This is a genomic window from Nocardia cyriacigeorgica, assembly GCF_005863245.1.
In the GTDB taxonomy this organism is placed as follows: domain Bacteria; phylum Actinomycetota; class Actinomycetes; order Mycobacteriales; family Mycobacteriaceae; genus Nocardia; species Nocardia cyriacigeorgica_C.
In genome coordinates this window covers 180,252-203,415 of sequence record NZ_VBUT01000009.1, presented here as the reverse complement: position 1 = coordinate 203,415, position 23,164 = coordinate 180,252, and the positions used below count along the sequence as shown (strand labels likewise).

The following is a 23,164-nucleotide window of genomic DNA, read 5'->3' as shown; positions in this document are numbered from 1 at the left end:
GGCCGGTCGACTCGCCTGCCCTCGAGCAAGGGTACCGAGTGGGCTTCGCCCGCCACCGGCCGGCAATCGGCTGCTCTGTCACGTGGCGGATCAGCCGATTTTGCCGCCTTCGCGCCTCGGCTGCGGATGCGGCCCCTCGCCGCCCACCACCCGCGCGCCGGGGACCGGGCCGGTCGCCGTGCGCACGCTGCGGCTCACTCCGGCACCGGCCAGTTCGGCGGCCACCGCGACGGCGGACTCTTCCGATTCGCACAGGAACGCGCACGTGGGTCCGGAACCGGAAACCAGCCCGGCCAGCGCGCCCGCGCTCACCCCGGCGCGCAGGGTCCGGCGCAGCTCGGGTTTCAACGACACCGCCGCCGCCTGGAGGTCGTTGCCGAGCAGCGGGGCGAGCTGTCGCGGATCGCCGGACGCCAAGGCCTGCATGAGTTCCTGCGGCGGGCCCAGCCGGGGCGGTTCGCCGATTTCACGCAGTCGATCCAGCTCGTGGTAGACCGCCGGGGTGGACAGCCCGCCCTTGGCGAGCGCGATCACCCAGTGGAAGGTGTTGCGCGACAACACCGGCAGCAGCCGCTCACCGCGTCCGGTGCCGAGCGCGGTCCCGCCGTGCAGCGAGAACGGGACGTCGCTGCCGAGTTCGGCGGCCACCGCGGTGAGCTCCTCGCGGGACAGGCCCAGATCCCACAGTTCGTTCAACCCGACCAGGGTGGCGGCGGCATCGGCACTGCCACCGGCCATTCCGCCCGCCACCGGGATGCCCTTGCTGATCGAGATCTCCACCAGCGGCGCCCGCCCGGCCAGATGGGCCAGCCGCACGGCCGCCTTCCACACCAGATTGGTGCGGTCGGTGGGCACCTCGCCCGCGCCCTCGCCGGTGACCCGCACCGTCAGCGAGGCCGAGGGCGCGATTTCCAGATCGTCACTGAGCGACAGCGCCTGGAACACGGTGGTGAGATCGTGGTATCCGTCCGGGCGCAGGTCACCGACTCCGAGATGGAGGTTCACCTTCGACGGCGCACGCACGGTGACGGGGCTCGGCACAACGGACAGCACGAGGCCCAAGCGTAACGGGTCGCTCCGACAGGCGCGCGCGTCGAAGGCCGGGCGGGCAGCGCCTAGAGCAGTGCGCCTCCGGTGGCGTCGATCCACTGACCGGTCACCCACCGCGAATCGCCGGAGGCCAGGAATCCGACGACATCGGCCACGTCGGCGGCCTGCCCGACTCGGCGCAGCGGCGACATCTGCGCGACCTGTTCCTGCGCCGCGGCATCGTGCAGCCAGCCGGCGTTCATATCGGTGTCGATGACGCCCGGCGCCACCGCGTTCACGGTGATGCCTCGTGGACCGAGGTGTTTGGCCAGGTTGGCGGTGAACGCATCGATGGCTGCCTTGGTCATGGTGTAGGCGATGAGCTGCGGCATCGCGGCGCCATGGGTGAGGCCGGTGGAGACGTTGACGATGCGGCCGCCGTCGCGCAGGCGGTCGAGGCCGTGTTTGACGATGAAGAACGGCGCCTTCGTATTCACCGCGAACACCCGGTCGAAGGAAGCTTCGTCGGTGGCCTCGATGGGTTCCCGGATGCCGTCGATGCCCGCGTTGTTGACGATGATGTCGACACCATCGGCGTGGGCGTCGAAAGCGGCCCACAGCTGTTGCGCGTCGCCTGGTACGCCGAGTTCGGCCTGGATCGCGAACGCCGATCCGCCCGCGGCCTCGATCGCGCCCACGACCTGTTTGGCGGCCTGCTCATTTCCGTTGTAGTGCACCGCGACCCGTGCCCCGTCGCGGCCGAGCCGTTCGGCGATCGCCCGCCCGATCCCGCGGCTACCTCCGGTGACCATTGCCGTCTTCCCTGTCAGCGCACCCATGCCACCGAGAGGACGCCCCCGCTCCTTCGATCGCGATGCCGCGCTGGAAAAGGCGATGCTGCTGTTCTGGTCGCGCGGTTACGAGGCCACCTCCATCAGCGATCTGACGGAGGCCATGGGGATCGGCGCGCCGAGCCTGTACGCGGCGTTCGGCGACAAGGCGACGTTGTTCGCCGAGGTGGTACGCACTTTCGGCGAGCGATACGGCGGGTTCAGCGCCGCCGCTCTGGCCGAGGAGCCCACCGCGGCCGACATGGTGACCCGGATTCTGCGCGAGGCGGCATATGAGTACACCCGTGAGGGCTGCCCACACGGCTGCCTGGTGACCAGCGCGGGGATCAACACCACCAGCGAGGAGGTCGCCGGAATGCTGCGCGATATCCGCAACGGCAATATCCGCGCCTTCGCCGCACGCATCCAGGACGATATCGATGCGGGCCTGCTACCGGCCGACGCGAACGCCAACGCACTGGCCCGCTACGTCGGCGCGGTGATGTTCGGAATGTCGCAGTCGGCCATGGACGGTGCGACCAGGGCGGAATTGATCGAGGTGGCCGAGATCGCCGCGCGCAACTGGGTCCGCGCCACCTGACCACTTGCGCTTGATACCCCTTGGGGGTATGTTCGTGGCGTCGGGGATACCCCCAGACCGTATTATGGATCGCGAGCGAAGGAGTGGACATGGCCACCAGCACTTACACCGTCACCGGGATGACCTGCGGGCACTGCGTGAGCTCGGTGAAGACCGAGATCGGCAAGATCGACGGCGTCACCAGCGTGGACGTCGATCTGGCCTCCGGCCGCGTCTCCGTCGACAGCACGGCGCCGCTGGCCGACGCCGACGTCGCCGCCGCGGTCGACGAGGCCGGTTACGCGATCGCGAGCTGATGTCGGATCGCCGCAAGCTCGCCGCGGTCGGCGGTGCGCTACTGCTGCTGTTCGGCGTCGCGCTCGGTATCGGCGCCCTCGTGGGCGACCGGACCGAGCCGGCGCCGGACCGGCAGGCCGCCGCGCCCGCCGACCACGCGCTCGGCCTCACCGACACCGCCTCCGGTTACACGCTGTCCGAGATCAGCGCGCCGGAGGCGGCGGGCCAGGCGGGTACCCTGCGGTTCCACATCAGCGGACCCGACGGCGCACCGGTCACCGAATTCACCACCCAGCACGACAAGAAGCTGCATCTGATCGTGGTGCGTTCCGACACCACCGAATACCGGCACGCCCACCCCGAGATGGCTGCCGACGGCACCTGGTCGATCGACTGGACCTGGGACGCTCCCGGCACCTACCGGGTCTTCGCCGACTTCGTGCCCACCGCGGGCGACAGCACCGGCCTGGTGCTCAGCCGGACCGTGCCGGTCGCGGGAACCGTGCAGCTGCAACCGCTTCCGCCGCCGTCGACCACCACGACCGTCGACGGCTACACCGTCACGCGCACCGGTGAACTGACCACCGCCGGTGGCGAACTCCGTTTCGACGTCACCCGCGACGGTGTCCCGGTCACCGATCTCGACCCGTACCTCGGCGCCTACGCCCATCTGGTCGCGCTGCGCACCGAGGACCTCGCCTACTTGCACGTGCATCCGCAGGGCGAGGTCGGCGCCTCACCACCCGGGCCGCGGGTGAGCTTCCACGCGCAGGCGCCGAGCGCAGGCGCCTACCGGTTGTACCTGGACTTCTCGCACGGCGGATCGGTGCATACCGCCGAATTCACGGTGGAAGTTCTCAGTACGGCACCGGCAACTGGTGATCACAGCGGAGGTCATCGCTGATCCACCCGGCGGGGTGGTCCAACCCCAAATCCCGCGCACTCTGTCCGCGCCGCTGCTGTCACGTTCGCGCCCATCATTGCGAGCACGACCGGTCCCGGTAGCCCGTCCGCAGGCCGCGCCGACACGAGTCGCTGACCGGGAGCCCACAGCGACGGCCACTCCCGGCGCGCCGTCCGTCCGATGATCGCGCAGGCTCGGCAATCAGCCCTGCGCCGCCAACCGGACGAATGCCGCGGTATCCAGCGTCTCGCCACGGGCAGTCGGGTCGATACCGGCGGCGATGAGCCTGCGTTCGGCTTCGGCCGGCGAGCCGGCCCAGCCGGACAGCGCCGCCCGCAACGTCTTCCGGCGTTGCGCGAACGCCGCGTCCACCACGGCGAACACCTTCGCGCGATGGTCGGCGTCCATCGGCCACGGCGGTTCGGCGAAGCGGTCGATGCGCACCAGCCCCGATTCCACCTGCGGCACCGGCCAGAACACCTGACGCCCCACCGCGCCCGCGCGGCGCACCGTGCCGAAGAAGCCGGCCTTCACACTCGGCACGCCGTAGATTCGTCCGCCCGGGGTCGCCGACAACCGATCGGCAACCTCGGCCTGCACCATCACCAGCGAGGTGGTGATGCTCGGCAGTTCGGCGAGCAGATGCAGCAGCACCGGCACGGCCACGTTGTACGGGAGGTTCGCCACCAGCGCGGTCGGCGCGGCGGGCAGGTCGGCGGCCCGCACCCGCAGGGCATCGGCCTCGACGACGGTGAGATTCGCGCTCAATTCCGGCGCGCGATCGGAGACGGTGACCGGAAGGTGTTTCGCCAGCACCGGATCGATCTCGACCGCCACCACCGAATCGACCACATCGAGCAGCGCCAACGTCAGCGAACCGAGGCCCGGCCCGACCTCGAGCACCGTGTCGTCACGCCCGACGCCCGCCGCCGCGACGATCCGCCGCACCGTATTCGCGTCGTGCACGAAGTTCTGCCCGAGCTGCTTGGTCGGTCGCACGCCGAGCCGTTCGGCCAGCGCCCGCACTTCGGCGGGACCGAGCAGCGCGGCACTCCCGCGTGCGGAGATTTCGGCATCGGACACCCGATGAACCTACCAACTCCCGGGCCCCGCCCTGCTCACACGGGCCGCGCCCGGCGGGAGCGCCGCCCACACGTTCGACCACCCCGGCCGGCTTACCTACCGGCCCAGCTCACTGTCTGCCCGGCCGACTCCAGGGGCCTGCTCCCGGGTCACCGGCCGTGACCGGCCTGGTCACAGGGCCAACCCGGCCCACATGGCCAGGCCTCCACGGCCACCGCCCGATGACTAGGACTTCATCCCCGCGAGGAACGCATCGATCGCCGCCCACATCCGTTCGTCGACCTGGCCGTGCTCGCCGGTTCCGATGACGGTCCGGAAATCGACCCCGTTCGCGGCCAACTGGGCGATCAGCGCACCGTGCAGCGGCGAGGGCACCACCGTGTCGGTCGCGTTGGCCAGCACCAGGATCGGCGCGTCGTAGCCGCGCACCGGCACCGCCATGTACTCGGTCAGCGCGGTACGCATCGGCTCCTCGGCCAGCGGACGGGCCAGCAGGTCGCCGATGGTCAGCCCGTCGACCCGCTCGATGATCCGGTCCAGGCACATGTCGCCGACCTCGTCGAGCAGCGATCGGCCCAGCGGGGAGAGGTACCCGTCGACGGCGATATCGGGCCGGGCCTCGCGCAGTCCGGCGAGGATGCTCACGATGAAGCTCAATCCGTCGTCCACCAGCGGCAGCGGCGGGACATCCGGCCCGGCCAGTGGCAGCAGCTTCTCCACATCGGATTCCGGGTCGACGGCGATGGTGCCGCGGAAGTCCAGCTCCGGCGCGTAGGTGGACTGGAGGTGTCCCGTGCCGAGCGCCGCTTGCCCGCCCTGCGAGATGCCGAACGCCGCCCAGGTGGACGACAGTTCGGGATGGGTGGCGCGGGCCGCGCGGATCATGTCGATGGTGGCGGTGGCCTCGGTGCGCAGTTCGAGGTAGGGGTGCGGACCGGTGTCGAAAGTGCCGAGACCGAGGTAGTCGGGCGCCACCACCGCGAAGCCCTGTGAGACCAGCCGCCGTAGCAGCAGATCTTGACGGCCCTGCATTCCGGGGAACGGCGCGGTCTCCGGCGTCGACATGCCACCGCAGCCCATGCCGAGCCCGCTGGTGCCGTGGTCATAGGCGATGATCGGCCAGCCGCCGGGCGGGGGCGTGCCCTCCGGAATCAGCAAAGCGCCGCTGGCCGGGCGCGGGGTACCGTCCGAGCCGCTCATCCAGTATTCGATGACCGAACCGCCGCTGACCCCGTGCCAGCCTTCGGGCTGCGCGGTCACCGAGATCACCGAGCCGGGCGGCTCTGCCGAGGCCGGGCCCTGCGCGGTGGCGAGCACGGCGGCGGCCGACACGGCGACGGCGAGCATCGACCGCCCGGCCACGTGCAGCAGATTCATCGAACTACTCCTCTGCCCCGACCCACATGTCACAAATCTGGACGAGTGTACGACGGCGCAAGAGCTTTCGATGAACGGCGAGCTCGGCGGTCCGGCCCCGGATATGCCGCGAGCGCCACTATGTCGTCGGAAGTGGCGCTCGCGATATCCGGACCCGGCTAGCTCAGGCCCAGACGACTGGTGCAGGACGGCCAGGCGCCCCAGCCCTGCTTGGCGCGGGTCACCTCGGCGATGGCGATCTGCTCTTCGCGGGTGGCGAGGTCGGCGCGGGGCGCGTACTTGAGCCCGCCCTGGCGCTCCCAGGTGCTCTGGTCGAACTGGATGCCGCCGTAGTAGCCGTTGCCGGTGTTGATCTTCCAGTTGCCGCCGGCCTCGCATTTGGCCAGCGCGTCCCAGATGTCGCCGTTGCGTACCGGCGGCACCTCGGTGCCGGGCTTGGCGCCCTTGCGGATGGTGCGCGGCTGGGCGGGCACCTTGACGTCCGAAGCGATCTCCCGGCGCGCCACCTCGGCGCCGTTGACCATGGTCACCTCGAAGGTGACGTCGTGCACGCCGGGCGCCCCGGGGTTCTCCACCACCGTGCGGCTCATGTTCATGGTGGGGTCTTCGATGATGTTCTCCGGCGGCGCGAGCGGCAGCGTCTCGGTGCGGGTCTCGAGCTGCTTGCGGGTCACCGTGATGCGCATGTCGTCGGTGAGCCGGGTGTCGGCGGACGGTTCGACGACGTCGTGCTCGCGCAGCGGGGCGCCCGCGAGGGCGAGCAGCTCACCCACAGTGGGTGCGGCCAGTCGCATCTGCTTCGGTCCCGCGGTGCCGTCGACCACCGAGACGGTGCGCGGGGTGGCCACGGTGAGCGCGGCGCCGTCCAGCGGCAGCTGCTGGCTGCGGCCGCGGTGGACGAAGGCGTCGGCGTCGATGCCCCATTCCTCCAATGCCGCGCCGGCGGTGCGGCCGGTGGTCCAGACGCGTTCGGTGTGGCCGTCGAGGGTCAGCTCGATTTCCCGGCCCCGGTCGAGGGTGATGGTGGCGCCATCGGATATGGCGGCATCGGGCGCGGGCGTCACCTTGTCCCGGTCACCGATCCGGTAGCCGGCGTCCTTCAGCACTCCGCGCACATCACGCGACATCGAAATCTGCGTCGATTTCGCGCCGTCGACGACGACGGTGACGGTTTTGCGGTTCAGGATCGCCATAACGGCGCCGACGATCAAAATCATCAGCAGCGCCGCGATCGCCGCGTACAACAGCGGCGACCGGGACGAGTTGATCCTCGCTAAAGGGGACATGGTCACAGGACGATAACGAAGACGTCCCCCAGGAACAACAGCGCGCCGTGGAGCAGCACTTTTTCACATTACGATCAGATATAGACTGTGCAGGTAGATCACAAACCTTTACCGGTAAGTGATCTGGGACACATTTTTATTCGAGCTGCGAAAAACGTCAGAATCGGTACACCCGGCGCGCATTCGCGGTGCTGATTTCCGCTAATTCGGCGGGATCCTGACCACGCACTTCGGCGAGCGCCCGCATCGTGTACGGCAGGCAGTACGGCTCGTTCGGCGCGCCACGGAACGGATGCGGCGTCAGATACGGCGCGTCGGTCTCCACCAGCACCAGCTCGTCGGGCACCACCTTGGCGGCCTCGCGCAGCTCGTGCGCGTTCTTGAAGCTGACCGTCCCGGAGAAGCTGAGCAGGTACCCCTCCGCGACGCAAGCCAGCGCCATATTCGTGTCCGAGGAGAAGCAGTGGAAGATCACCGTGTCCGGCGCGCCCTCGTCCAGCAGCACGGTGAGCAGATCGTGGTCGGCTTCCCGATTGTGGATCATCAGCGGTTTGCCGGTGCGTTTGGCCAGGTCGATATGCCAGCGGAAGCCTTCGATCTGGGTCTCGATATCGGCGCAGCCGTCGAGTTTGCCCGGCCAGTAGTAGTCGAGGCCGGTTTCGCCGATGGCGACCACGCGCGGATCGGCGGCCAGCCGCTCGAGTTCGGTCTTGGCGGCGTCGTCGAGGGCGTTGGCGCGGGTCGGGTGCAGTGCGACCGCGGCGTAGACCCGCTCGTCCCAGTGCGCGGCCCGCACCGCCCACTGCGCGGCGGCCAGATCGTCGGCCACGGTCACCACCTGCCCGACGCCCACCGCGGCGGCGCGGTCGACCACGACCTTCACCGACTCGGCATCGCTCGCGCCGCACGCATCCAGATGGGTGTGCGCGTCGACCAGCGGAGCCAGCGGCTCGGGCGCTTCGGGAGCGGGTCGCTTGGCGCTCATCGGAGCGCACCGCCACTCGCGGCGACCCGGCGATGTGCTGAGGGGATATTCACGCGGAGGTCAGATGGCACGCGCATTACAGTAGACACACCATGAGCAGCGAGCGCAGCGAGCGAACAGAGGCACCAGCCTTCTACATCACCACGGCCATCGCGTACCCCAACGGTGCGCCGCATATCGGGCACGCCTACGAGTACATCTCGTCGGACGCCATCGCCCGGTTCAAGCGCCTGGACGGCTACGACGTGTTCTTCATGACCGGCACCGACGAGCACGGCCAGAAGATGCAGCAGGCCGCGACCGCCGAGGGCATCCCGGTGGAGGAGCTCGCCGCGCGCAACTCGGATGTGTTCGAGCAGCTGCACAAGGCCCTCGACATCTCCTTCGACCGGTTCATCCGCACCACCGACGCCGACCACGAGACGGCCAGCGTCGCGATCTGGGAGCGGATGCTCGCCGCGGGCGATATCTACCTGGACAACTACTCCGGCTGGTATTCGGTGCGCGACGAGGCGTTCTACGCCGAGGAGGAGACCACGCTGCTCGAGGACGGCAGCCGCATCTCCACCGAAACCAAGACGCCGGTGGAGTGGACCGAGGAGTCCAACTTCTTCTTCCGGCTGTCGAAGTATCAGGACAAGCTGCTCGAGCTGTACGAGACGCATCCGGAGTTCATCGCGCCTGCCACTCGCCGCAACGAGATCGTCAGCTACGTCAAGGCGGGGCTGAAGGATCTGTCGATCTCGCGCACCACCTTCGACTGGGGTATCCCGGTGCCCGGTCATCCCGATCACGTGATGTACGTGTGGGTCGACGCGCTCACCAACTACCTGACCGGCGTCGGCTTCCCCGACACCGAATCGGCGGCGTTCCAACGGTTCTGGCCCGCCGACGTGCACATCATCGGTAAGGACATCACCCGTTTCCACGCGGTGTACTGGCCGGCGTTCCTGATGTCGGCGGGTGTGCAGTTGCCCAAACGCGTGTTCGTGCACGGGTTCCTGTACAACAAGGGCGAGAAGATGTCGAAGTCGGTCGGCAATGTGATCGACCCGCTGGCGCTGATCGACACCTACGGCCTGGACGCGCTGCGCTTCTTCCTGCTGCGCGAGATCTCCTACGGCCAGGACGGCAGCTACAGCCACGAGGCGATCGTCAGCCGGATCAATGCCGACCTGGCCAACGAGTTCGGCAATCTGGTGCAGCGCAGCCTGACCATGGTCGCCAAGAACTGCGACGCCATGGTGCCGACGCCGGGTGAGTTCACCGACGAGGATCGCGCCCTGCTCGACCGCGCCAACGGCCTGCTGGAGCGCTGCCGCGCCGAATTCGATGCCCAGCAGCTGCATCTGGCGCTGGAGGCGATCTGGCTGACCCTCGGCGAGACCAACCGCTACTTCTCCGCGCAGGCGCCGTGGGCGCTGCGCAAGTCCGGCACCGACGAAGATCTGGCCCGGATGGCGACGGTGCTGTACGTGACTCTCGAGGTGGTGCGCATCGTCGCCATCCTGGTGCAGCCGGTGATGCCGGGTTCGGCGGCCAAGATCCTGGATCTGCTCGCGGTGCAGAACCGGACCTTCGCCGATATCGCGACGCCGCTGGTGCCCGGGGTGGCGCTGCCCGCGCCGGAGCCGGTGTACCCGCGCTACGTCGAGCCGAAGGACTGAACGGTCGAGCCGGAGGGCTGAATGCTCAGGCCCAGCGCGCGAGCAGCCGGTTGGCTTCGGCGGCCAGCGCGTATTGCAGGTAGGGGCCGAAGCTGATCCGGGCCACGCCCTGATCGGCCAGCAGCACCTTGTCCGCTTCGGCGGGCAGGCCGATCGCGTTGACCGGCAGCGGGAGTTCGCTGGTCAGCCGGCGCATGTCGGCGTCGGGGTGGCGCCCGACGGGGTAGAGCACGTCGGCGCCCGCGTCGGCCGCCAGGCGCAGCCGTTCGATCGCGCGGTCCATGCGGTCGGCGTCGTCGCCGTCCTTGCGCAGGAACAGGTCGGTGCGCGCGTTGACGACCACGTGCACCCCGGCCGCGTCGGCGAACTGGCGCAGCCCGCGCACGAAATCGGCGTGCTCCTCCGCGCCGCGCAACCGTCCGCCCTCGCTGTGCACGGTGTCTTCGATATTGAGCCCGACCGCGCCCGCGCCGAGCAGCCCTTCGATCAGCTGTGCCGGTTCGAGCCCGTACCCCGATTCGATATCCACCGACACCGGCACCTCGACGGCACCGGTCACCTGCCGCACCCGCGCCAGCAGCTCGTCGAAACTCATCCCTTCGCCGTCGGCGCGGCCCACCGAATCCGCGACCGGATGGCTGCCCATCGTCAACGCCGCGAACCCGGCCTCGACCGCGAGGTTCGCCGACCAGGCATCCCATACCGTCGGCAGCACCGCCGGATCACCGGGTCGATGCAGTGCGAGTAGTTCCTTGGCCTTGTGCTCGAGAGAGGTCATGGGTCGATCATGGTGGGGCCGCGGGCATTGTGCACGCGCACGCGATGCGGCCCAGGTCGCGCCGCGCGCCGGGTCGGCCTGCCCGGTGATCGACTCCGTTCCCTCCTGCCAACCGGCGTCCGCACCAGCGACGCCGCGAGCACCGGGGCGGATGTGACTTCGGCCGATCGCGTGCCCTGCGGATTCCGCGGCTCAGTCGCGGCGGACGGTGGCTGCTCGGCTCTCGGGGCGACCGGTGGCACCTGCGGCCGCTCAGGCGCCGGTATCGCGGCGCGCGGCCAGCACCGCGTCGTAGAGCTCCTTACGGGAAACACCGGTGGTGGAGGCGATCTCGGCGCACGCCTCTTTCAGGCGCACGCCCTCTTCGACACGCGCCTCGACCTCCGCGACCAGGTCGGCCGGTTCGGCGGTGCTGGGCTGCGCGCCCTCGATGACGACGGTGATCTCCCCGCGCGCACCGTCCACGGCCCACGCCGCGAGTTCGGCGAGGGTGCCGCGCACGACCTCCTCGTAGGTCTTGGTCAGCTCGCGGCAGACGGCGGCGCGGCGGCCGGGCCCGAGGACCTCGACCGCGTCGGCCAGGCAGTCGGCGAGCCGATGCGGCGCCTCGAAGAACACGCAGGCACGGGGTTCGGCGATCAGCGTGCGCAACCATTCGCGGCGCTGACCGGATTTGCGCGGCGGGAAGCCGTCGAAACAGAACCGCTCGACCGGCAGGCCGGACAGGGCCAGCGCGGTGGTGACCGCCGAGGGGCCGGGCAGGCAGGTGACGGGTAGCTCGTGTTCGACGCAGGCGGCGACCATGCGGTATCCGGGGTCGCTCACCGACGGCATGCCCGCATCGGTGACCAGTAGGACGGTCTTGCCGGATTCGATCTCCTCCAGCAGTGCGGGGATGCGCGCGGTCTCCACGTGGTCGTAGAAGCTGACCACCCGCCCGCCGATCTCGATGCCGAGCGCCTTGGCCAGCGATCGGGTGCGGCGGGTGTCCTCGGCGGCGACGACGTCGGCGGTGGCGAGGGCGTCGCGCAGCCGCTGGGACGCGTCACCGATATCGCCCATCGGCGTCGCCGCCAGCACCAGCCTGCCGGTCACCGTTGCCCCGCCTGGACTGCCCGACTCGTCTCTACCCGCACCCTGGCAGCGTACGGGCAGGTGTGCCGCACCCCTGAATTCGGCGGCCCGCGCCGACTCGCACACGAGCGGCCGAGGCTGACACCGCCGACACGGTCGCGGGGCGCAGTCCTCGGCCGAGACCGGCAACAGTATTCAGCGGCAGAAGTAAGGGACCGCCCCGATACCACCGCCGGGACCGCGCCACGTCCAGCCCACAAATACAGGGCACAAGACCGCACAGCATACGATCGGGTCGTGACCCAGGTGACCGACCAGCGCTCCGTCGCGCCCTCTCGGCCGATACGTTCCTGGTCGAGCCCCGCGCCGCTGCGCCCCTCCCCCGATTTCGGGCCGCTCGACACCGCCCGCGGCTGGCTGGTGACGGCGTTCCTCACCGCGCTGGCGGCGGTGACCCGGTTCACCATGCTCAACTACCCGACCGACGGTGGCACCCCGGTCTTCGACGAGAAGCACTACGCGCCGCAGGCGTATCAGATCCTGAAGGGCGGCGGCGTCGAGGACAATCCCGCCTACGGCCTGGTGGTGCATCCGCCGGTCGGCAAACAGCTGATCGCCTTCGGTGAGGCGCTGTTCGGTTACAACGGCTGGGGTTGGCGCTTTTCGGCCGCGCTGGCCGGCACGGTGCTGGTGCTGCTGGTGATCCGCATCGTGCGGCGGATGGCGCGTTCGACCATGATCGGCGCGATCGCCGGGCTGCTGTTGATCGCCGACGGCGTCACCTTCGTGTCCTCGCGCATCGGCATGCTCGACATCTTCCTCGCGCTGTTCGCGACGGCCGCGTTCGGTTGCCTGATCGTCGACCGCGATCAGGTACGCGAACGCATAGCGCGAGCCGACGCCGAGGGCCGCATCGGCGCCAGTCCGTTCGGGCCGCGGCTCGGGGTGCGTTGGTGGCGTTTCGGCGCCGGCGTGCTGCTCGGCCTCGCCTGCGGCACCAAATGGTCCGGGCTGTATTTCATCGCCGCGTTCGGGCTGCTCAGCGTGTGTTTCGACCTCGCTGCGCGGCGCGCTTACCGGGTGCGCAGGCCCTGGGCCGGTACCGCGTTGCGCGATGTCGGGCCCGCGCTCTACGCGCTGGTGCTGGTCCCGATCGGGGTGTATCTCGCGACCTACTGGGCATGGTTCGCCAGTGAGACCGGGTTCAGCCGGTGGGCCGTCGGCAACGAAGTGGGCAGAGGCGGTGCGTTCTCCTTCGTCCCCGACGCGCTGCGCTCGCTGTGGTACTACGGCGCCAAAGTGCTGGAGTTCCATGAGGAACTGACCAACTCGGCGGGCAACCATCACCCGTGGGAGTCCAAGCCGTGGACCTGGCCGATGGGGCTGCGGCCGATGCTCTACTACTACGCCGACTCCGGTGTCACGGGCTGCGGGCAGAACCAGTGCGTGAAGGCCGTGATGCTGGTCGGCACGCCCGCCCTCTGGTGGATCGCGTTCCCGGTGCTGGCATGGGCGCTGTGGCGCACCATCGTGCGGCGCGACTGGCGCTACGCCGCGGTGCTCACCGGATACGCCGCGGGCCTGCTGCCGTGGTTCATCACGCTGGACCGGCAGATGTATTTCTTCTACGCCGTGGTGCTCGCACCGTTCCTGGTGATGGCGGTGGCGCTGGTGCTCGGCGACATACTCGGGCCCGCGCGCCGGGTTCCGGTGCCGCGCGGACCCACCGGCGTCTTCGTGACCGCGCCACCGACGGAGCGCTACCGGCTCGGGCTGCTCATCGTGAGCCTGTACCTGGGCCTGGTGATCGCGAACTTCATCTGGCTGTGGCCGATCCTGACGGCCATGCCCATCACGCCGGGCAATTGGCAGGACCACCTGTGGTTGCCCAGTTGGCGCTGACAGTCAGCTCTCCAAGGCGGCCTTGACGTAGCACAGTGCCGCCTCGTCATCCAGACCGAGCCTGCGCACCGCGGCGACGTATTCGGTGGCGGCCCGGCCGGCCTGGTCGCGGGTGGGATCGCCGGACGAGGCGATGAACGAGCCCAGCCTGCCACGCGTTTCGAGCACGCCGTCGGCTTCCAGTTCGCGGTAGGCGCGGGCGACGGTGTTCGGGGCGAGCCCGAGCCGGGCGGCCAGCGCGCGCACCGTGGGGATCTTGGTACCCGCGGTCAATGTGCCCGCGCGTACCTGCGCCACGATGCCGAGCCGCAACTGTTCGTAGGGTGGCACGGCGGATTCGTGCGACACGGTGATTTCGAGCATGGCCCCCAGCTCACACGTCATCCCGGGACAGCGGGCACGACAGGCAGCGCGGACCGCCACGGCCGGAACCCAATTCGGATCCCGGGATGGGCAGCACCTCGATGCCGGCGTCCAGCAGCCGGGCGTTGGTCATTTCGTTGCGTTCGTATGCGATCACGACACCCGGCCGCACGGCGAGGGTGTTGTTGCCGTCGTCCCACTGTTCCCGTTCGGCGGTGACGCCGTCCAGTCCGGTGTCGATCACCCGCAGCTTCCCGATGCCCATGGCGTCGGCGGCCGCCGGCAGGAACGGGTCGGGCCCGCGCATGGTGACGGCGCCGCCGTGGTCGTAGTCGTCGCCGCGCTGGATGGTGAACGCGGACAGCGTTTCCCGCACCGCCGAGTACATGACCACCGCGTCGGTGTCGACCATGGTGCACACGGTGTCCAGGTGCATGGTGGCACGGTTCTGCGCGATGGGCACGACCAGCACGGTGTGGGCGAGGTTGTCGTCGAAGAGGCTGCGCGCCAACGCTTCCGCCCCGGCCGGCGAGGTGCGTTCGCCGACGCCGACGGCGAGCACGCCGGGCGAGAGCAGCAGCACGTCACCGCCTTCGATGGGCGCGGTATGGGATTCGTAGGCCCGGCGCACCCCGAGGAAACGCGGATGGAAGGCGTAGACCAGGTCGGTCAGCGAGGTCTCGCGCATCCTGGCGGGCAGGGCCAGCGCGGTGATCGCCACGCGCGGGCCGACCCAGAACGAAGAGTCGCGGGTGAACAGCAGATTCGGCAGCGGATCGATGACGAAATCGCCGCCGTGATGCATCCGCCGCACCAGCGAGGTGTGGTCGGGCCCGAACGGCAGTTCGTCGAAGGTCATGCCCGCCATCAAGATCTCGGCCAGCTCCCTGGCCGGGACGCCGCGCAGGTAGGCGGCGAGTTCGTCGGCCAGGGTGTGGCCGAGCCTGCGGGCGTCGACGGCGGCGGAGATGCCTTGGATACGCGCGGCACCACTGACGGCGAGGGTTTCGGCCAGCAGGTCGGCCAGCAGCAACACCTCCACCCCGCGATCGCGCAGTACCCCGGCGAAGGTGTCGTGTTCCTGCTGGGCACGTTCGACCCATGGGATGCCGTCGAAGAGCAGTTGATCGTTGTTGCGCGGGGTGAGCCTGCGCAGCTCGTTACCCGGCCGGTGCAACAGCACCGTGCGCAGGGTGCCGACTTCGGAGGTCACGGCCAGGCGTGGCGCGGGCGCGGGTTCGGTGCCGGGGTCGGTGTCCCATCCGTCACCGGGAATCGGGCCGCTGCCGGGGTTCGCCGGTACCGCATCTGTTCCCATGTTCCGACCGTAGTTCGCCGCGGCCCGGAGAGCACGGAATTGATGCGCGGTGTTTGCGGCGGGTGTGTGGCGATTCGCACCCGCGCACCGGAGAACCTGAAGTAGGGTTGAGGTAAAGGAGGAGTGCCGAATGACGACAGCAGATTGGCGAGCCAAGGAGCTGACCCCCGGTCAGCTGTCCGAGCGTAGCGGAGTAGCGGTCTCCGCGTTGCACTTCTACGAACGCGAGGGGCTCATCTCGAGCCGCCGCACCAGCGGCAACCAGCGCCGCTACACCAGGGAAACGCTGCGCCGGGTCGCTTTCATCCGGATCTCGCAGCGGGTCGGGATCCCGTTGAGCGAGATCCGCGACGCCCTCGACCGGCTGCCGGAGGGCCGCACCCCCACCCGGCGCGACTGGGAGACGCTGTCCACCACCTGGCGGGCCGACCTCGACGAACGCATCACCCAGCTGGTGCGCCTGCGCGACAACCTCACCGGCTGCATCGGCTGCGGCTGTCTGTCACTGGGCAGCTGCAAGATCGTCAACGAGTTCGATCACCTCGGTGACGAGGGTCCGGGCGCGCGCGTGCTCGACGTGCACCTCAACTGCCCGGACGGCGTCGACGCTAGCGGGAATCCGATGTGCGCAGAGAACTCCGCAGCCTGCTGAACTGCACATTGGCCACCCGCATCAGCAGCTCGTACGGGAAGGCGAATTTGCGCTTCCACCAGTAGCCGAAGCGGATGTCGAACGAGGTGTAGACGATGAACCGGTTGCGTTCGATACCGCGCAGGATCGCGCCGGCCACCTTCTCCGGTGAGACGGCGTGGCTGGTGAACCGGGTGACCAGCTTGCGGACCCGCGGATCCTCCTTGTCCACGCCGACCAGTTCGAAGCTCTGCACCAGCGGGGTGTTCACCGCGCCGGGCGCGACCAGATGCACCGAGATACCGTGCTGGGCCAGCTCGAAGCGCAACACCTCCGACAGCCCGCGCAGGCCGTACTTGCTCGCGCTGTAGGCGGCATGCCAGGGCAGCGCGAGCAGCCCCGCCGCCGACGAGACGTTGACCAGCGCACCGCCACGTCCGGCCCGCACCATTTCCGGCACGAACGTCTCGATCACATGGATCGGCCCCATCAGGTTGACGTCGACCATCCGCTGCCAATGCCGATGCTCGAGGGTGTCGACGGTCCCCCACACCGACGTGCCCGCGACATTCATCACCACGTCGACGCTGCCGAACCGGGAATGCACATCGGCACCGAAGGCGGCGACAGCCTCGTGATCGGTGATATCGAGCGGAGTCGCGACCAGCACCTTGCCGCCGTCGCGTTCGATATCGGCGACCGTGGCGGCCAAACCGTCCGCATCGATATCGGTGAGCACCAACTCGGCGCCCTGCGCGGCGGCGGCCAGTGCGGTGGCCCGTCCGATCCCGCTCGCGGCACCCGTGATCAGGGTCTTCGCCCCCTCGACCGTCGTCCTGCGGCGTGCCAGTACCCGACCCATCGATCCCACTTCCGATCCGTTCGTCCATCAGTGAATGTCAGCCGGACACTACCGATCGGGACGAGGTTCGGGAACGGTTCGCTCATCCACCGAACACGGCGAGCATGCCAGCGACCGCCGCGGGCCAGGTGAACTGCTCGGCCCGGCGGCGGGCGGCGGCGCGACGACCGGCCGGCGGCAGGGCCAGCACCTCGGTGACGGCGTCGGCGAATGCCGACGGATCGTCGGCGGCGACGGCGCCGCATTCGGCGGTGACGATGTCGGCCAGCGCCGAGGACCGGCTCGCTACCACCGGCGTGCCCGCGGCCAGCGCCTCCAGCGCGGCGAGGCCGAACGTTTCGTGTGGGCCCGGTGCGAGCGAAACATCCGCCGTCGCCAGCAGTTTCGCCACCATCGCGCGATCGGTGATGAAGCCGGTGAAGTGCACGGCGGGCCGCCCACCCGGCAGCGGCGGCAAGGCCCGCGCGCGCCGGTGCAGAGCGTCGCGGCGCGGCCCGTCGCCCGCCACGACCAACCTGGCCTCGACCCCCGACTGGCGCAGCTCGGCGACCGCTTCGATGCTGCGGTCGACCCGCTTCTCCACCGAAAGCCTGCCGCAGTGCACCAGCAGCGGATGGCCGGGCACACCGAGATCGGCGCGCAGGCCGCGATCGGCGCGGCGCGGACTGAACAGGTCGAGATCCACGCCCAGCGGCACCAGCTCGACGTTCGGCGCGCCGATCCGCTCGAATTCCGCGCGCGCGAAATCCGTTGTGCACACCACCCTGTCGTATTGGGCGGCGGTGCGCCGGTTCGCCACATCCGCGCAGCGGCGGGCCAGCGCCCGCGGCATGATCTGACCGAGCAACCGGTCCAGCCGTTCATGGGAGATCATCACGCTGGCGACATCGCGGCGACGCGACCAGTGGCCGAAGCCACGCAATGTCAGCCGGTCCGAGACTTCCAGCACGTCCGGGCGCAGCCCGCCGAGCACATCGGCCACCCGGCGCGGGTCGGCCGCCCGGTAACCGCCCGTCCCCGGAATCGCCAGCGCGGGCAAGGTGATCCGCACGACGCCCGTCGGCAGCAGTTCCTCACCGCGGCGCGCACCGGGCACGATCAGCACCACCTCGTGCCCGGCCGCCACATAGCCTTCGCCGAGATGATGCAGCGCGGTGCGCAACCCACCCGACCGCGGGCCGTAGAAATTCGCCAGCTGCACGATGCGCACGCGCCGATGGTGACGCGCACCGGGTTACCGCCGGAACCGTCGCGCCGAACGGCGCGTGAACAGGCGGGAAAGAACCCGCCAACCGAGCTCAGCGCGTGGTCAGGTTCCGGTCGACGCGCGGCAGATCCAGGTTCAGCGGGATCCGCCCGGCGGCCAGATGCTGCTCGACCTCCTCGGCGGGCATCGGCCGCGCGATCAGGAAACCCTGCGCCCGGTAGCAGCCGAGCCCCACCAGGGTGCGGGCCGCGACCGGCGTCTCCACGCCCTCGCCCACCACGCCGAGCCCGAACGAGCCCGCCAATCCGATGATCGACTTCACGATCGCCAGATCGTCGGTGCTGGCGCCGAGGCGCTGCACGAATCCTCGGTCGATCTTCACCGCGTCCACCGGCAACGCCTTCAGATGCGACAGCGAGCTGTAGCCGGTGCCGAAATCGTCGATGGCGATCTGCACGCCCATCCGCTTGAGCCCACGCAGCGTGACCTGGGTGCGGGCCAGGTCCTGCACCACCACATGCTCGGTGATCTCCAGGCACACCGAGCTGCCGTCGATGCCGAACATGCGCAGGATGTCCTCGATGCGTTCCACGAAATCCAGGCTCACCAGCTGCACCGGGGAGACGTTGATCCGCATCACCACATTCGAGGCCAGCCCCTGCCTGCGCCATTCGGCGAACTGGGCGCATGCCGAGCGGATCACCCAGCGACCCAGCTCACCGGCCAGATTGGTGGCTTCGGCGACGGTGACGAACGCACCGGGAGGCAGCAACCCCCTGGTCGGATGCAGCCAGCGCACCAGCGCCTCCATGGCCACGATCCGGCCGGTGCGCAGATCCACCTCGGGCTGGTAGTGCAGGATCAGCGAACCGTCGCTCACCGCGCCGCGCAGGTTCAGCTCCACGTCGTCCTGGAGTTCGAATTGCGCGCGCATGGCGTCGGTGAAGATCGCGACGCCGTTGCCGCCGCCGGATTTCGCCGAGAGCAGGGCGTGGTCGGCGCGGCGCAGTACGTCGGCGACCGTGGTCTCGCCCGGGATACCGACCGCGACGCCGATGCTCGCGGCGCGGCTCACCGACTCGCCGCCGACGGTGACGCGGCGGCCGATGAGTTGCTGGATGCGGCCCGCCTCGTGTTCGGCGGCGACGGCATCCATCGGCTTGGCCGGCACGATGACGAATTCGTCGCCGCCGAGCCGGGCGATCATGTCGTTGGGGTCGAGGTTTTCCCGCAGCCGGGTGGACAGGCTGCGGATGAAGTTGTCGCCGGCGGTGTGGCCGAGGAAATCGTTGAGCGCCTTGAGCCGGTCCAGGTCGAGGAAGAACGCCGCGACCGGGCCCGGGCTGCCCTCGCTGAGCCGCTGCTCCATGTGTTCGAGCAGGGCGCGGCGGTTGGCCAGCCCGGTCAGATCATCGTGCAGCGCGATGTAGCGCAACCGCTCCTCGGCCACCACCCGGGCCTGCAACTGCGCGAACAGGGTCGCGATCGCCTTGAGCACATTGAGCTCGCGGGTGCTCCACTCCCGGTCGCCGACCTTGATGAAGCCGAGCAGACCGGTGGACTGGCCGCGCGAGACCAGCGGCACCGCCGCCGAGGTGACATTGGGCAGCCCGGAGGCGCGCTGAATGGTCTCCTGGTAGTCGGCGTCGGAGCCGGTGACCAGGAACGGTTCGGTGGCGTGTTCGAGCGCGCGGAACACCGAATCGGCCTGGTCGAAATACACCACCCGCAGCGGGTCCGGATCGGGCACGTTCGCCCGGTGCGGCCATTCGGCCACCAGCACCGTCGCCCTGCGTTCGGTATCGGTATGCCGGACGTAGCTGAAATCGACGTCGAAGTATTCGACCAGCGTGGCAAGGACCTTTTCGGTCGCCGACACCATCGTCGTGGCGTCGACACCCATGAGCTCCGCGGCGACCTCCGTCACCAACGAGTCGAGCGTCCGCCGAGGCACTTTGTCTCCGATCGCGCTAACTGCGGGTGTCCGCGCCAGGCACCGGTCGCCGCCTGCTGCGCACACCGGCCGCGGCCGCGTAGCTCAGGCGAAGAACCAACGCCATGGTCTCATGTTCCGGCACTCCCAGTAGGTCCAGGAAACAGCCTTGAAGTGACGCTAGTGTATCCGCGTACGCGGGAGAAATCGCGTTCGCGTCGCGCTCACGTCGCGAATACAGAAACACCGGCGACATCGGTTGCACCGCCAGACCGCTGCGCTGAGCCTGAATCCAGACCCGTTCCACGGCCCCGCCCGCGCGCACATATCCGGCCAATGACCTCTCATCCGCGCCCGGCGGGTCGGTGAAAGTGACCGCCACGAGCGCCGAACTCGAGCGCACCCGATCGCGGGCGTAATCGCCCAGCGCGGCCCCCGCCGACCAGCGGTGCAGTTGCGCCATCACATCGGCGCGTCGGCCGATCTGCATGGCCGCACGTTCGTCGGGTGCCAGTTCCAGCGTGCGCACATCGATACCGGTCTCGATGTCCTCGGACGACCAGCGCAGTTCGGCGAACAGCTGCTCGTGCAGCAGCGGGGTGAGGTAGCGGATGCGGTCGGATTCGGCCAGCAGGTCCGCCGCGCGTTCGAGGCCGTCGCGGTCGGTGACCAGGCGCAGGGTGGCGCCTTCGGCGGCGGCCGCGGCGGACAGCCCGGCGAGCACGTCGGCGGGGATCGGCGCGCCGGTGCCGAGCCTGCGGTTGGTCTCGCGGGTCAGCGTCAGCGGATAGTCGGCGGCGGGCGCGTCGGCCGGTGTGCCGGTGCGGCGCAGGATCGCGGTGATCGGTGCGGCGCCCGGGTCGGTCGATTCGACGATGTCGCAGGCGCCGAGCATGCCGTGCGCGGCCGCGGCGACCCGCGCGTTGTACAGCGCGGCGCCGAGCGCGACCGCGCTGCCGCGGTAGCCGACGTCCATGGCGGTGGTGGCCGAGGGGTCCAGCGCGAGACGGATCTCGTCGTCGCCGGCGTGCAGCGTCCACGGCTGGACATTGCCTCCGGACGGGGCGCGCTGGGCGCAGGCCAGGATGCGCTGAACCGGATCGGCGGGTTCGGGTTCGGCACCGCCGGACTCGGCGTCCCAGTCCAGGTCGTCGGGCGGTGAGGGCTCGGCGAGCCCGTCCAGATCGCCTTCGAGATCGACCCTGGTGCGTCCCGACGGCAGTTTCCGGCCGAGCCCGATCCGGCGGATGGCCGTGGTGACGCTCGCGCCGCCGAGCATCACGTCACCGGCCAGTTGCGGCCAGCTGCTCAGGGTTTCGCCGACCTCGACCATGCTGGCCGCCATCCGCGACGACAGCTCGGCCGGCCCCATCAGCGCGACGACGTAGGGCGCCTTGTCGCGGGTGGACAGCCCCTTCAGGTCGCCGGCGGCGACCCCGCCGAGCAGTCCGTGGAAGGGCAGCCGTTCCGGCTCCAGGTCGTAGCGTTCGACGTCGAGCAGGCCGCGATCGCTGGTCTCCATCACCACCGGAATCCGGTGCCTGCGTGCGGCCTCGCGGACGACGAGCTTGATATCGAGCGAATCACACTCCTCCACCACCACCGCGAGCCCCGAAACGAATTCCTCCACCGAGTCCTCGTCGACGCCGCCCCGATAGACCTCGATCGGCAGATACGGATCGAGTTCGGCAATCCTTCGGGCGGTGACCACGGCCTTGTTCGCCCCGATATCGAACAGGCTCGCTGGCACGCGATTGAGATTGGACAGCTCGAGCACGTCGAAATCGGCCAGCCGCAGCGATCCGCAGATACCTTCCAGCGCAATCGTGTACGCCACCGCATGCCCGACACTCTGGCCGACGACGCCGATCGATAGCTCGCGCAATCTGCGCTGTTCATCGCGGGTGAGCTTATTGCGATTGCGATCCAGGCGAATGGCGCGGAAAGTCTGCGGGCCGGGTAATCCGAGTACCCGCCCCCGCCACGGATAGTAGATCCAGCGATCCGATTCCGGGCCTTCCACCCGTTCGGGCGGATCGGTGAGTCCGGCGAACTCGCGGTCCAGCAAATCGCGCAGATCGCTGAATTCGATATCGCTGCGCGCGCGCAGTTCGGCCAGCACCCGAGCGTCGCCCGAGTGCTGCGGATCCAGTATCAACGGCCGATACTCCACCCCCCGGTCACCCTCACCGGCCATACCCGAACCGACTCTCCGATCTGCGTCCGGGGCCGCGGCGCACCCGCTCGAGCGCGCCATCGGCCACTCCCATATCTCGCAGTTCATCGCACATCAGCAGATACTGCAACCGATCGGCGAACATCCGGTACATCCGGCTGTCCCACCAGATCGGCACCGTCTGATAGCGATCGTCGGGGTAGGGCACGGGCGGGATCAGATCGGCGGCGACACCGCCGCTGCCGCGATGGCGACCGGTGGTGAAGGAGGCCACGGTGGCGAAACCGTATCGAACGCCGAGGATGCGCGGGGTGTGCGCGATACAGCGCGAGATCGCGGCGCCGAGTTCCCTGCGACCCGGCACGTCCCGTGCCACCCAGGCGCCACGGGACTCCACCACGCCGCGCGGTATCCGCCGGGCAACCATGGTTCGCAGCTCGTGCTCGCCGGGGCGGCCGGCCCACGGGGCCAGCGATCCGACGTCGGAGGTACGCAGGTACGGCCCCTGCGCGCGGACCCCGGCCACGACCGCACCGTTGCGGTCGGTCGCGGCGAAGAACAGCGTGGTGGATCGGCCATCGGCCACCGCGTCGTATTCGAGGGCGGACTCGACCCGGAAGTGCCGGTAAACATCCAGCGCACCCTGCAGGTATCGGTCCCACAGTTGGGGGTCGGCGTCCGGGGTGGTCGCGGTGAAGTCGCATCCGGAGACGATGTCGTGAAATCGCAACGCGGGGACGCTACAAGTTTCAACCAGGTCGACGGCGATCGTTTCGACAGCCATGACGTTCCTACTCTGTTGCTGCGTGCGCGCACACAGTGATCGAACCCATCAGACAGACTCACCCGGCGCCCCGAACGCGGAGTGAGTACGTCATGGGC

General features: G+C 69.4%; 21 protein-coding genes. 6 read left to right on the top strand and 15 right to left on the bottom strand.

Annotated features, from left to right (window positions below; genetic code table 11):
• Positions 1 to 90 precede the first annotated feature (90 nt).
• Positions 91 to 1,053, bottom strand: coding sequence for a 4-(cytidine 5'-diphospho)-2-C-methyl-D-erythritol kinase (locus tag FEK34_RS22665; protein ID WP_138450779.1), 963 nt, complete (start codon positions 1,051 to 1,053; stop codon positions 91 to 93).
• Between the two features lie 62 nt (positions 1,054 to 1,115).
• Positions 1,116 to 1,868: an SDR family oxidoreductase gene (locus FEK34_RS22660; RefSeq protein ID WP_138450777.1), complete on the bottom strand. Its 753-nt coding sequence runs from the start codon at positions 1,866 to 1,868 to the stop codon at positions 1,116 to 1,118.
• Between FEK34_RS22660 and FEK34_RS22655 the strand changes: the two genes are divergently transcribed.
• The 3 genes from FEK34_RS22655 (at position 1,867) to FEK34_RS22645 (ending at position 3,640) form a co-directional block, all read left to right on the top strand.
• Entirely contained in the window at positions 1,867 to 2,460 is a 594-nt protein-coding gene (locus FEK34_RS22655) for a TetR/AcrR family transcriptional regulator (protein WP_138450774.1), read from the top strand. The genes FEK34_RS22660 and FEK34_RS22655 overlap by 2 nt on opposite strands.
• A gap of 89 nt (positions 2,461 to 2,549) precedes the next feature.
• Entirely contained in the window at positions 2,550 to 2,756 is a 207-nt protein-coding gene (locus tag FEK34_RS22650) for a heavy-metal-associated domain-containing protein (RefSeq protein ID WP_138450772.1), read from the top strand.
• Entirely contained in the window at positions 2,756 to 3,640 is an 885-nt protein-coding gene (locus FEK34_RS22645) for a hypothetical protein (RefSeq protein WP_138450770.1), read from the top strand. Before FEK34_RS22650 ends, FEK34_RS22645 begins: the two co-directional genes overlap by 1 nt.
• Before the next feature lie 201 nt (positions 3,641 to 3,841).
• On the opposite strand, the gene rsmA is transcribed toward FEK34_RS22645, so the two are convergent.
• The 4 genes from rsmA to FEK34_RS22625 form a co-directional block, all read right to left on the bottom strand.
• Positions 3,842 to 4,723, bottom strand: a complete 882-nt coding sequence (gene rsmA / locus FEK34_RS22640) for a 16S rRNA (adenine(1518)-N(6)/adenine(1519)-N(6))-dimethyltransferase RsmA (protein WP_138450768.1) — start codon at positions 4,721 to 4,723, stop codon at positions 3,842 to 3,844.
• 225 nt (positions 4,724 to 4,948) lie between these two features.
• The gene (locus FEK34_RS22635; protein ID WP_138450766.1) at positions 4,949 to 6,100 is read right to left on the bottom strand and encodes an alpha/beta fold hydrolase; all 1,152 of its coding nucleotides are present in this window, start codon (positions 6,098 to 6,100) and stop codon (positions 4,949 to 4,951) included.
• A 158-nt stretch (positions 6,101 to 6,258) separates the two neighbouring features.
• Positions 6,259 to 7,386, bottom strand: a complete 1,128-nt coding sequence (locus tag FEK34_RS22630; RefSeq protein ID WP_138450764.1) for a resuscitation-promoting factor — start codon at positions 7,384 to 7,386, stop codon at positions 6,259 to 6,261.
• A gap of 157 nt (positions 7,387 to 7,543) precedes the next feature.
• Positions 7,544 to 8,371, bottom strand: coding sequence for a TatD family hydrolase (locus FEK34_RS22625; protein ID WP_138450762.1), 828 nt, complete (start codon positions 8,369 to 8,371; stop codon positions 7,544 to 7,546).
• Positions 8,372 to 8,463: 92 nt separating this feature from the next.
• On the opposite strand from FEK34_RS22625, the gene metG reads away from it, so the two are divergent.
• Positions 8,464 to 10,038: a methionine--tRNA ligase gene (gene metG, locus FEK34_RS22620; RefSeq protein WP_138450760.1), complete on the top strand. Its 1,575-nt coding sequence runs from the start codon at positions 8,464 to 8,466 to the stop codon at positions 10,036 to 10,038.
• A gap of 25 nt (positions 10,039 to 10,063) precedes the next feature.
• Here the strand turns inward: metG and FEK34_RS22615 are convergent, their stop codons facing one another.
• Together FEK34_RS22615 and rsmI are read right to left on the bottom strand one after the other, a co-directional pair.
• Positions 10,064 to 10,816, bottom strand: a complete 753-nt coding sequence (locus FEK34_RS22615; protein ID WP_138450758.1) for an isocitrate lyase/PEP mutase family protein — start codon at positions 10,814 to 10,816, stop codon at positions 10,064 to 10,066.
• A gap of 252 nt (positions 10,817 to 11,068) precedes the next feature.
• Positions 11,069 to 11,911, bottom strand: a complete 843-nt coding sequence (gene rsmI / locus FEK34_RS22610; RefSeq protein ID WP_138450756.1) for a 16S rRNA (cytidine(1402)-2'-O)-methyltransferase — start codon at positions 11,909 to 11,911, stop codon at positions 11,069 to 11,071.
• Between the two features lie 276 nt (positions 11,912 to 12,187).
• Between rsmI and FEK34_RS22605 the strand changes: the two genes are divergently transcribed.
• Positions 12,188 to 13,792, top strand: coding sequence for a dolichyl-phosphate-mannose--protein mannosyltransferase (locus FEK34_RS22605; RefSeq protein ID WP_432760980.1), 1,605 nt, complete (start codon positions 12,188 to 12,190; stop codon positions 13,790 to 13,792).
• A gap of 3 nt (positions 13,793 to 13,795) precedes the next feature.
• On the opposite strand, the gene FEK34_RS22600 is transcribed toward FEK34_RS22605, so the two are convergent.
• Positions 13,796 to 14,155, bottom strand: coding sequence for a GntR family transcriptional regulator (locus FEK34_RS22600; protein WP_138450755.1), 360 nt, complete (start codon positions 14,153 to 14,155; stop codon positions 13,796 to 13,798).
• A 10-nt stretch (positions 14,156 to 14,165) separates the two neighbouring features.
• Positions 14,166 to 15,473: an arginine deiminase gene (arcA, locus tag FEK34_RS22595; RefSeq protein ID WP_249359500.1), complete on the bottom strand. Its 1,308-nt coding sequence runs from the start codon at positions 15,471 to 15,473 to the stop codon at positions 14,166 to 14,168.
• Between the two features lie 130 nt (positions 15,474 to 15,603).
• Here arcA and soxR point away from each other — a divergent pair, with 130 nt between their 5' ends.
• Positions 15,604 to 16,125: a redox-sensitive transcriptional activator SoxR gene (gene soxR / locus FEK34_RS22590; protein WP_138450753.1), complete on the top strand. Its 522-nt coding sequence runs from the start codon at positions 15,604 to 15,606 to the stop codon at positions 16,123 to 16,125.
• On the opposite strand, the gene FEK34_RS22585 is transcribed toward soxR, so the two are convergent.
• The 5 genes from FEK34_RS22585 to FEK34_RS22565 all read right to left on the bottom strand — a co-directional run bounded on the left by FEK34_RS22585 (position 16,082) and on the right by FEK34_RS22565 (position 23,066).
• Complete coding sequence (locus FEK34_RS22585) at positions 16,082 to 16,966, bottom strand: SDR family oxidoreductase (protein WP_138450951.1); 885 nt, start codon at positions 16,964 to 16,966, stop codon at positions 16,082 to 16,084. The genes soxR and FEK34_RS22585 overlap by 44 nt on opposite strands.
• Before the next feature lie 82 nt (positions 16,967 to 17,048).
• A complete protein-coding gene (locus FEK34_RS22580; RefSeq protein ID WP_138450751.1) occupies positions 17,049 to 18,176 on the bottom strand; it encodes a glycosyltransferase in 1,128 nt (375 codons plus the stop codon).
• Between the two features lie 88 nt (positions 18,177 to 18,264).
• Entirely contained in the window at positions 18,265 to 20,100 is a 1,836-nt protein-coding gene (locus tag FEK34_RS22575; RefSeq protein WP_171048342.1) for a putative bifunctional diguanylate cyclase/phosphodiesterase, read from the bottom strand.
• Between the two features lie 43 nt (positions 20,101 to 20,143).
• Positions 20,144 to 22,303, bottom strand: a complete 2,160-nt coding sequence (locus tag FEK34_RS22570) for an Rv1355c family protein (RefSeq protein ID WP_171048337.1) — start codon at positions 22,301 to 22,303, stop codon at positions 20,144 to 20,146.
• On the bottom strand, positions 22,293 to 23,066 hold the full coding sequence (locus FEK34_RS22565; RefSeq protein WP_138450749.1) for a hypothetical protein: 774 nt from the start codon (positions 23,064 to 23,066) through the stop codon (positions 22,293 to 22,295). The genes FEK34_RS22570 and FEK34_RS22565 overlap by 11 nt, the downstream gene beginning before the upstream one ends.
• Positions 23,067 to 23,164 lie beyond the last annotated feature (98 nt).

Bases quoted from the DNA above. Each gene is read 5' to 3' on its own strand.
- FEK34_RS22655 (WP_138450774.1), top strand. From the start codon at position 1,867: ATGCCACCGAGAGGACGCCCCCGCTCCTTCGATCGCGATGCCGCGCTG.
- FEK34_RS22660 (WP_138450777.1), bottom strand. From the start codon at position 1,868: ATGGGTGCGCTGACAGGGAAGACGGCAATGGTCACCGGAGGTAGCCGC.
- FEK34_RS22650 (WP_138450772.1), top strand. From the start codon at position 2,550: ATGGCCACCAGCACTTACACCGTCACCGGGATGACCTGCGGGCACTGC.
- FEK34_RS22645 (WP_138450770.1), top strand. From the start codon at position 2,756: ATGTCGGATCGCCGCAAGCTCGCCGCGGTCGGCGGTGCGCTACTGCTG.
- FEK34_RS22635 (WP_138450766.1), bottom strand. From the start codon at position 6,100: ATGAATCTGCTGCACGTGGCCGGGCGGTCGATGCTCGCCGTCGCCGTG.
- FEK34_RS22630 (WP_138450764.1), bottom strand. From the start codon at position 7,386: ATGTCCCCTTTAGCGAGGATCAACTCGTCCCGGTCGCCGCTGTTGTAC.
- FEK34_RS22625 (WP_138450762.1), bottom strand. From the start codon at position 8,371: ATGAGCGCCAAGCGACCCGCTCCCGAAGCGCCCGAGCCGCTGGCTCCG.
- metG (WP_138450760.1), top strand. From the start codon at position 8,464: ATGAGCAGCGAGCGCAGCGAGCGAACAGAGGCACCAGCCTTCTACATC.
- FEK34_RS22615 (WP_138450758.1), bottom strand. From the start codon at position 10,816: ATGACCTCTCTCGAGCACAAGGCCAAGGAACTACTCGCACTGCATCGA.
- FEK34_RS22600 (WP_138450755.1), bottom strand. From the start codon at position 14,155: ATGCTCGAAATCACCGTGTCGCACGAATCCGCCGTGCCACCCTACGAA.
- arcA (WP_249359500.1), bottom strand. From the start codon at position 15,473: ATGGGAACAGATGCGGTACCGGCGAACCCCGGCAGCGGCCCGATTCCC.
- soxR (WP_138450753.1), top strand. From the start codon at position 15,604: ATGACGACAGCAGATTGGCGAGCCAAGGAGCTGACCCCCGGTCAGCTG.
- FEK34_RS22585 (WP_138450951.1), bottom strand. From the start codon at position 16,966: ATGGGTCGGGTACTGGCACGCCGCAGGACGACGGTCGAGGGGGCGAAG.
- FEK34_RS22570 (WP_171048337.1), bottom strand. From the start codon at position 22,303: ATGGCCGGTGAGGGTGACCGGGGGGTGGAGTATCGGCCGTTGATACTG.
- FEK34_RS22565 (WP_138450749.1), bottom strand. From the start codon at position 23,066: ATGGCTGTCGAAACGATCGCCGTCGACCTGGTTGAAACTTGTAGCGTC.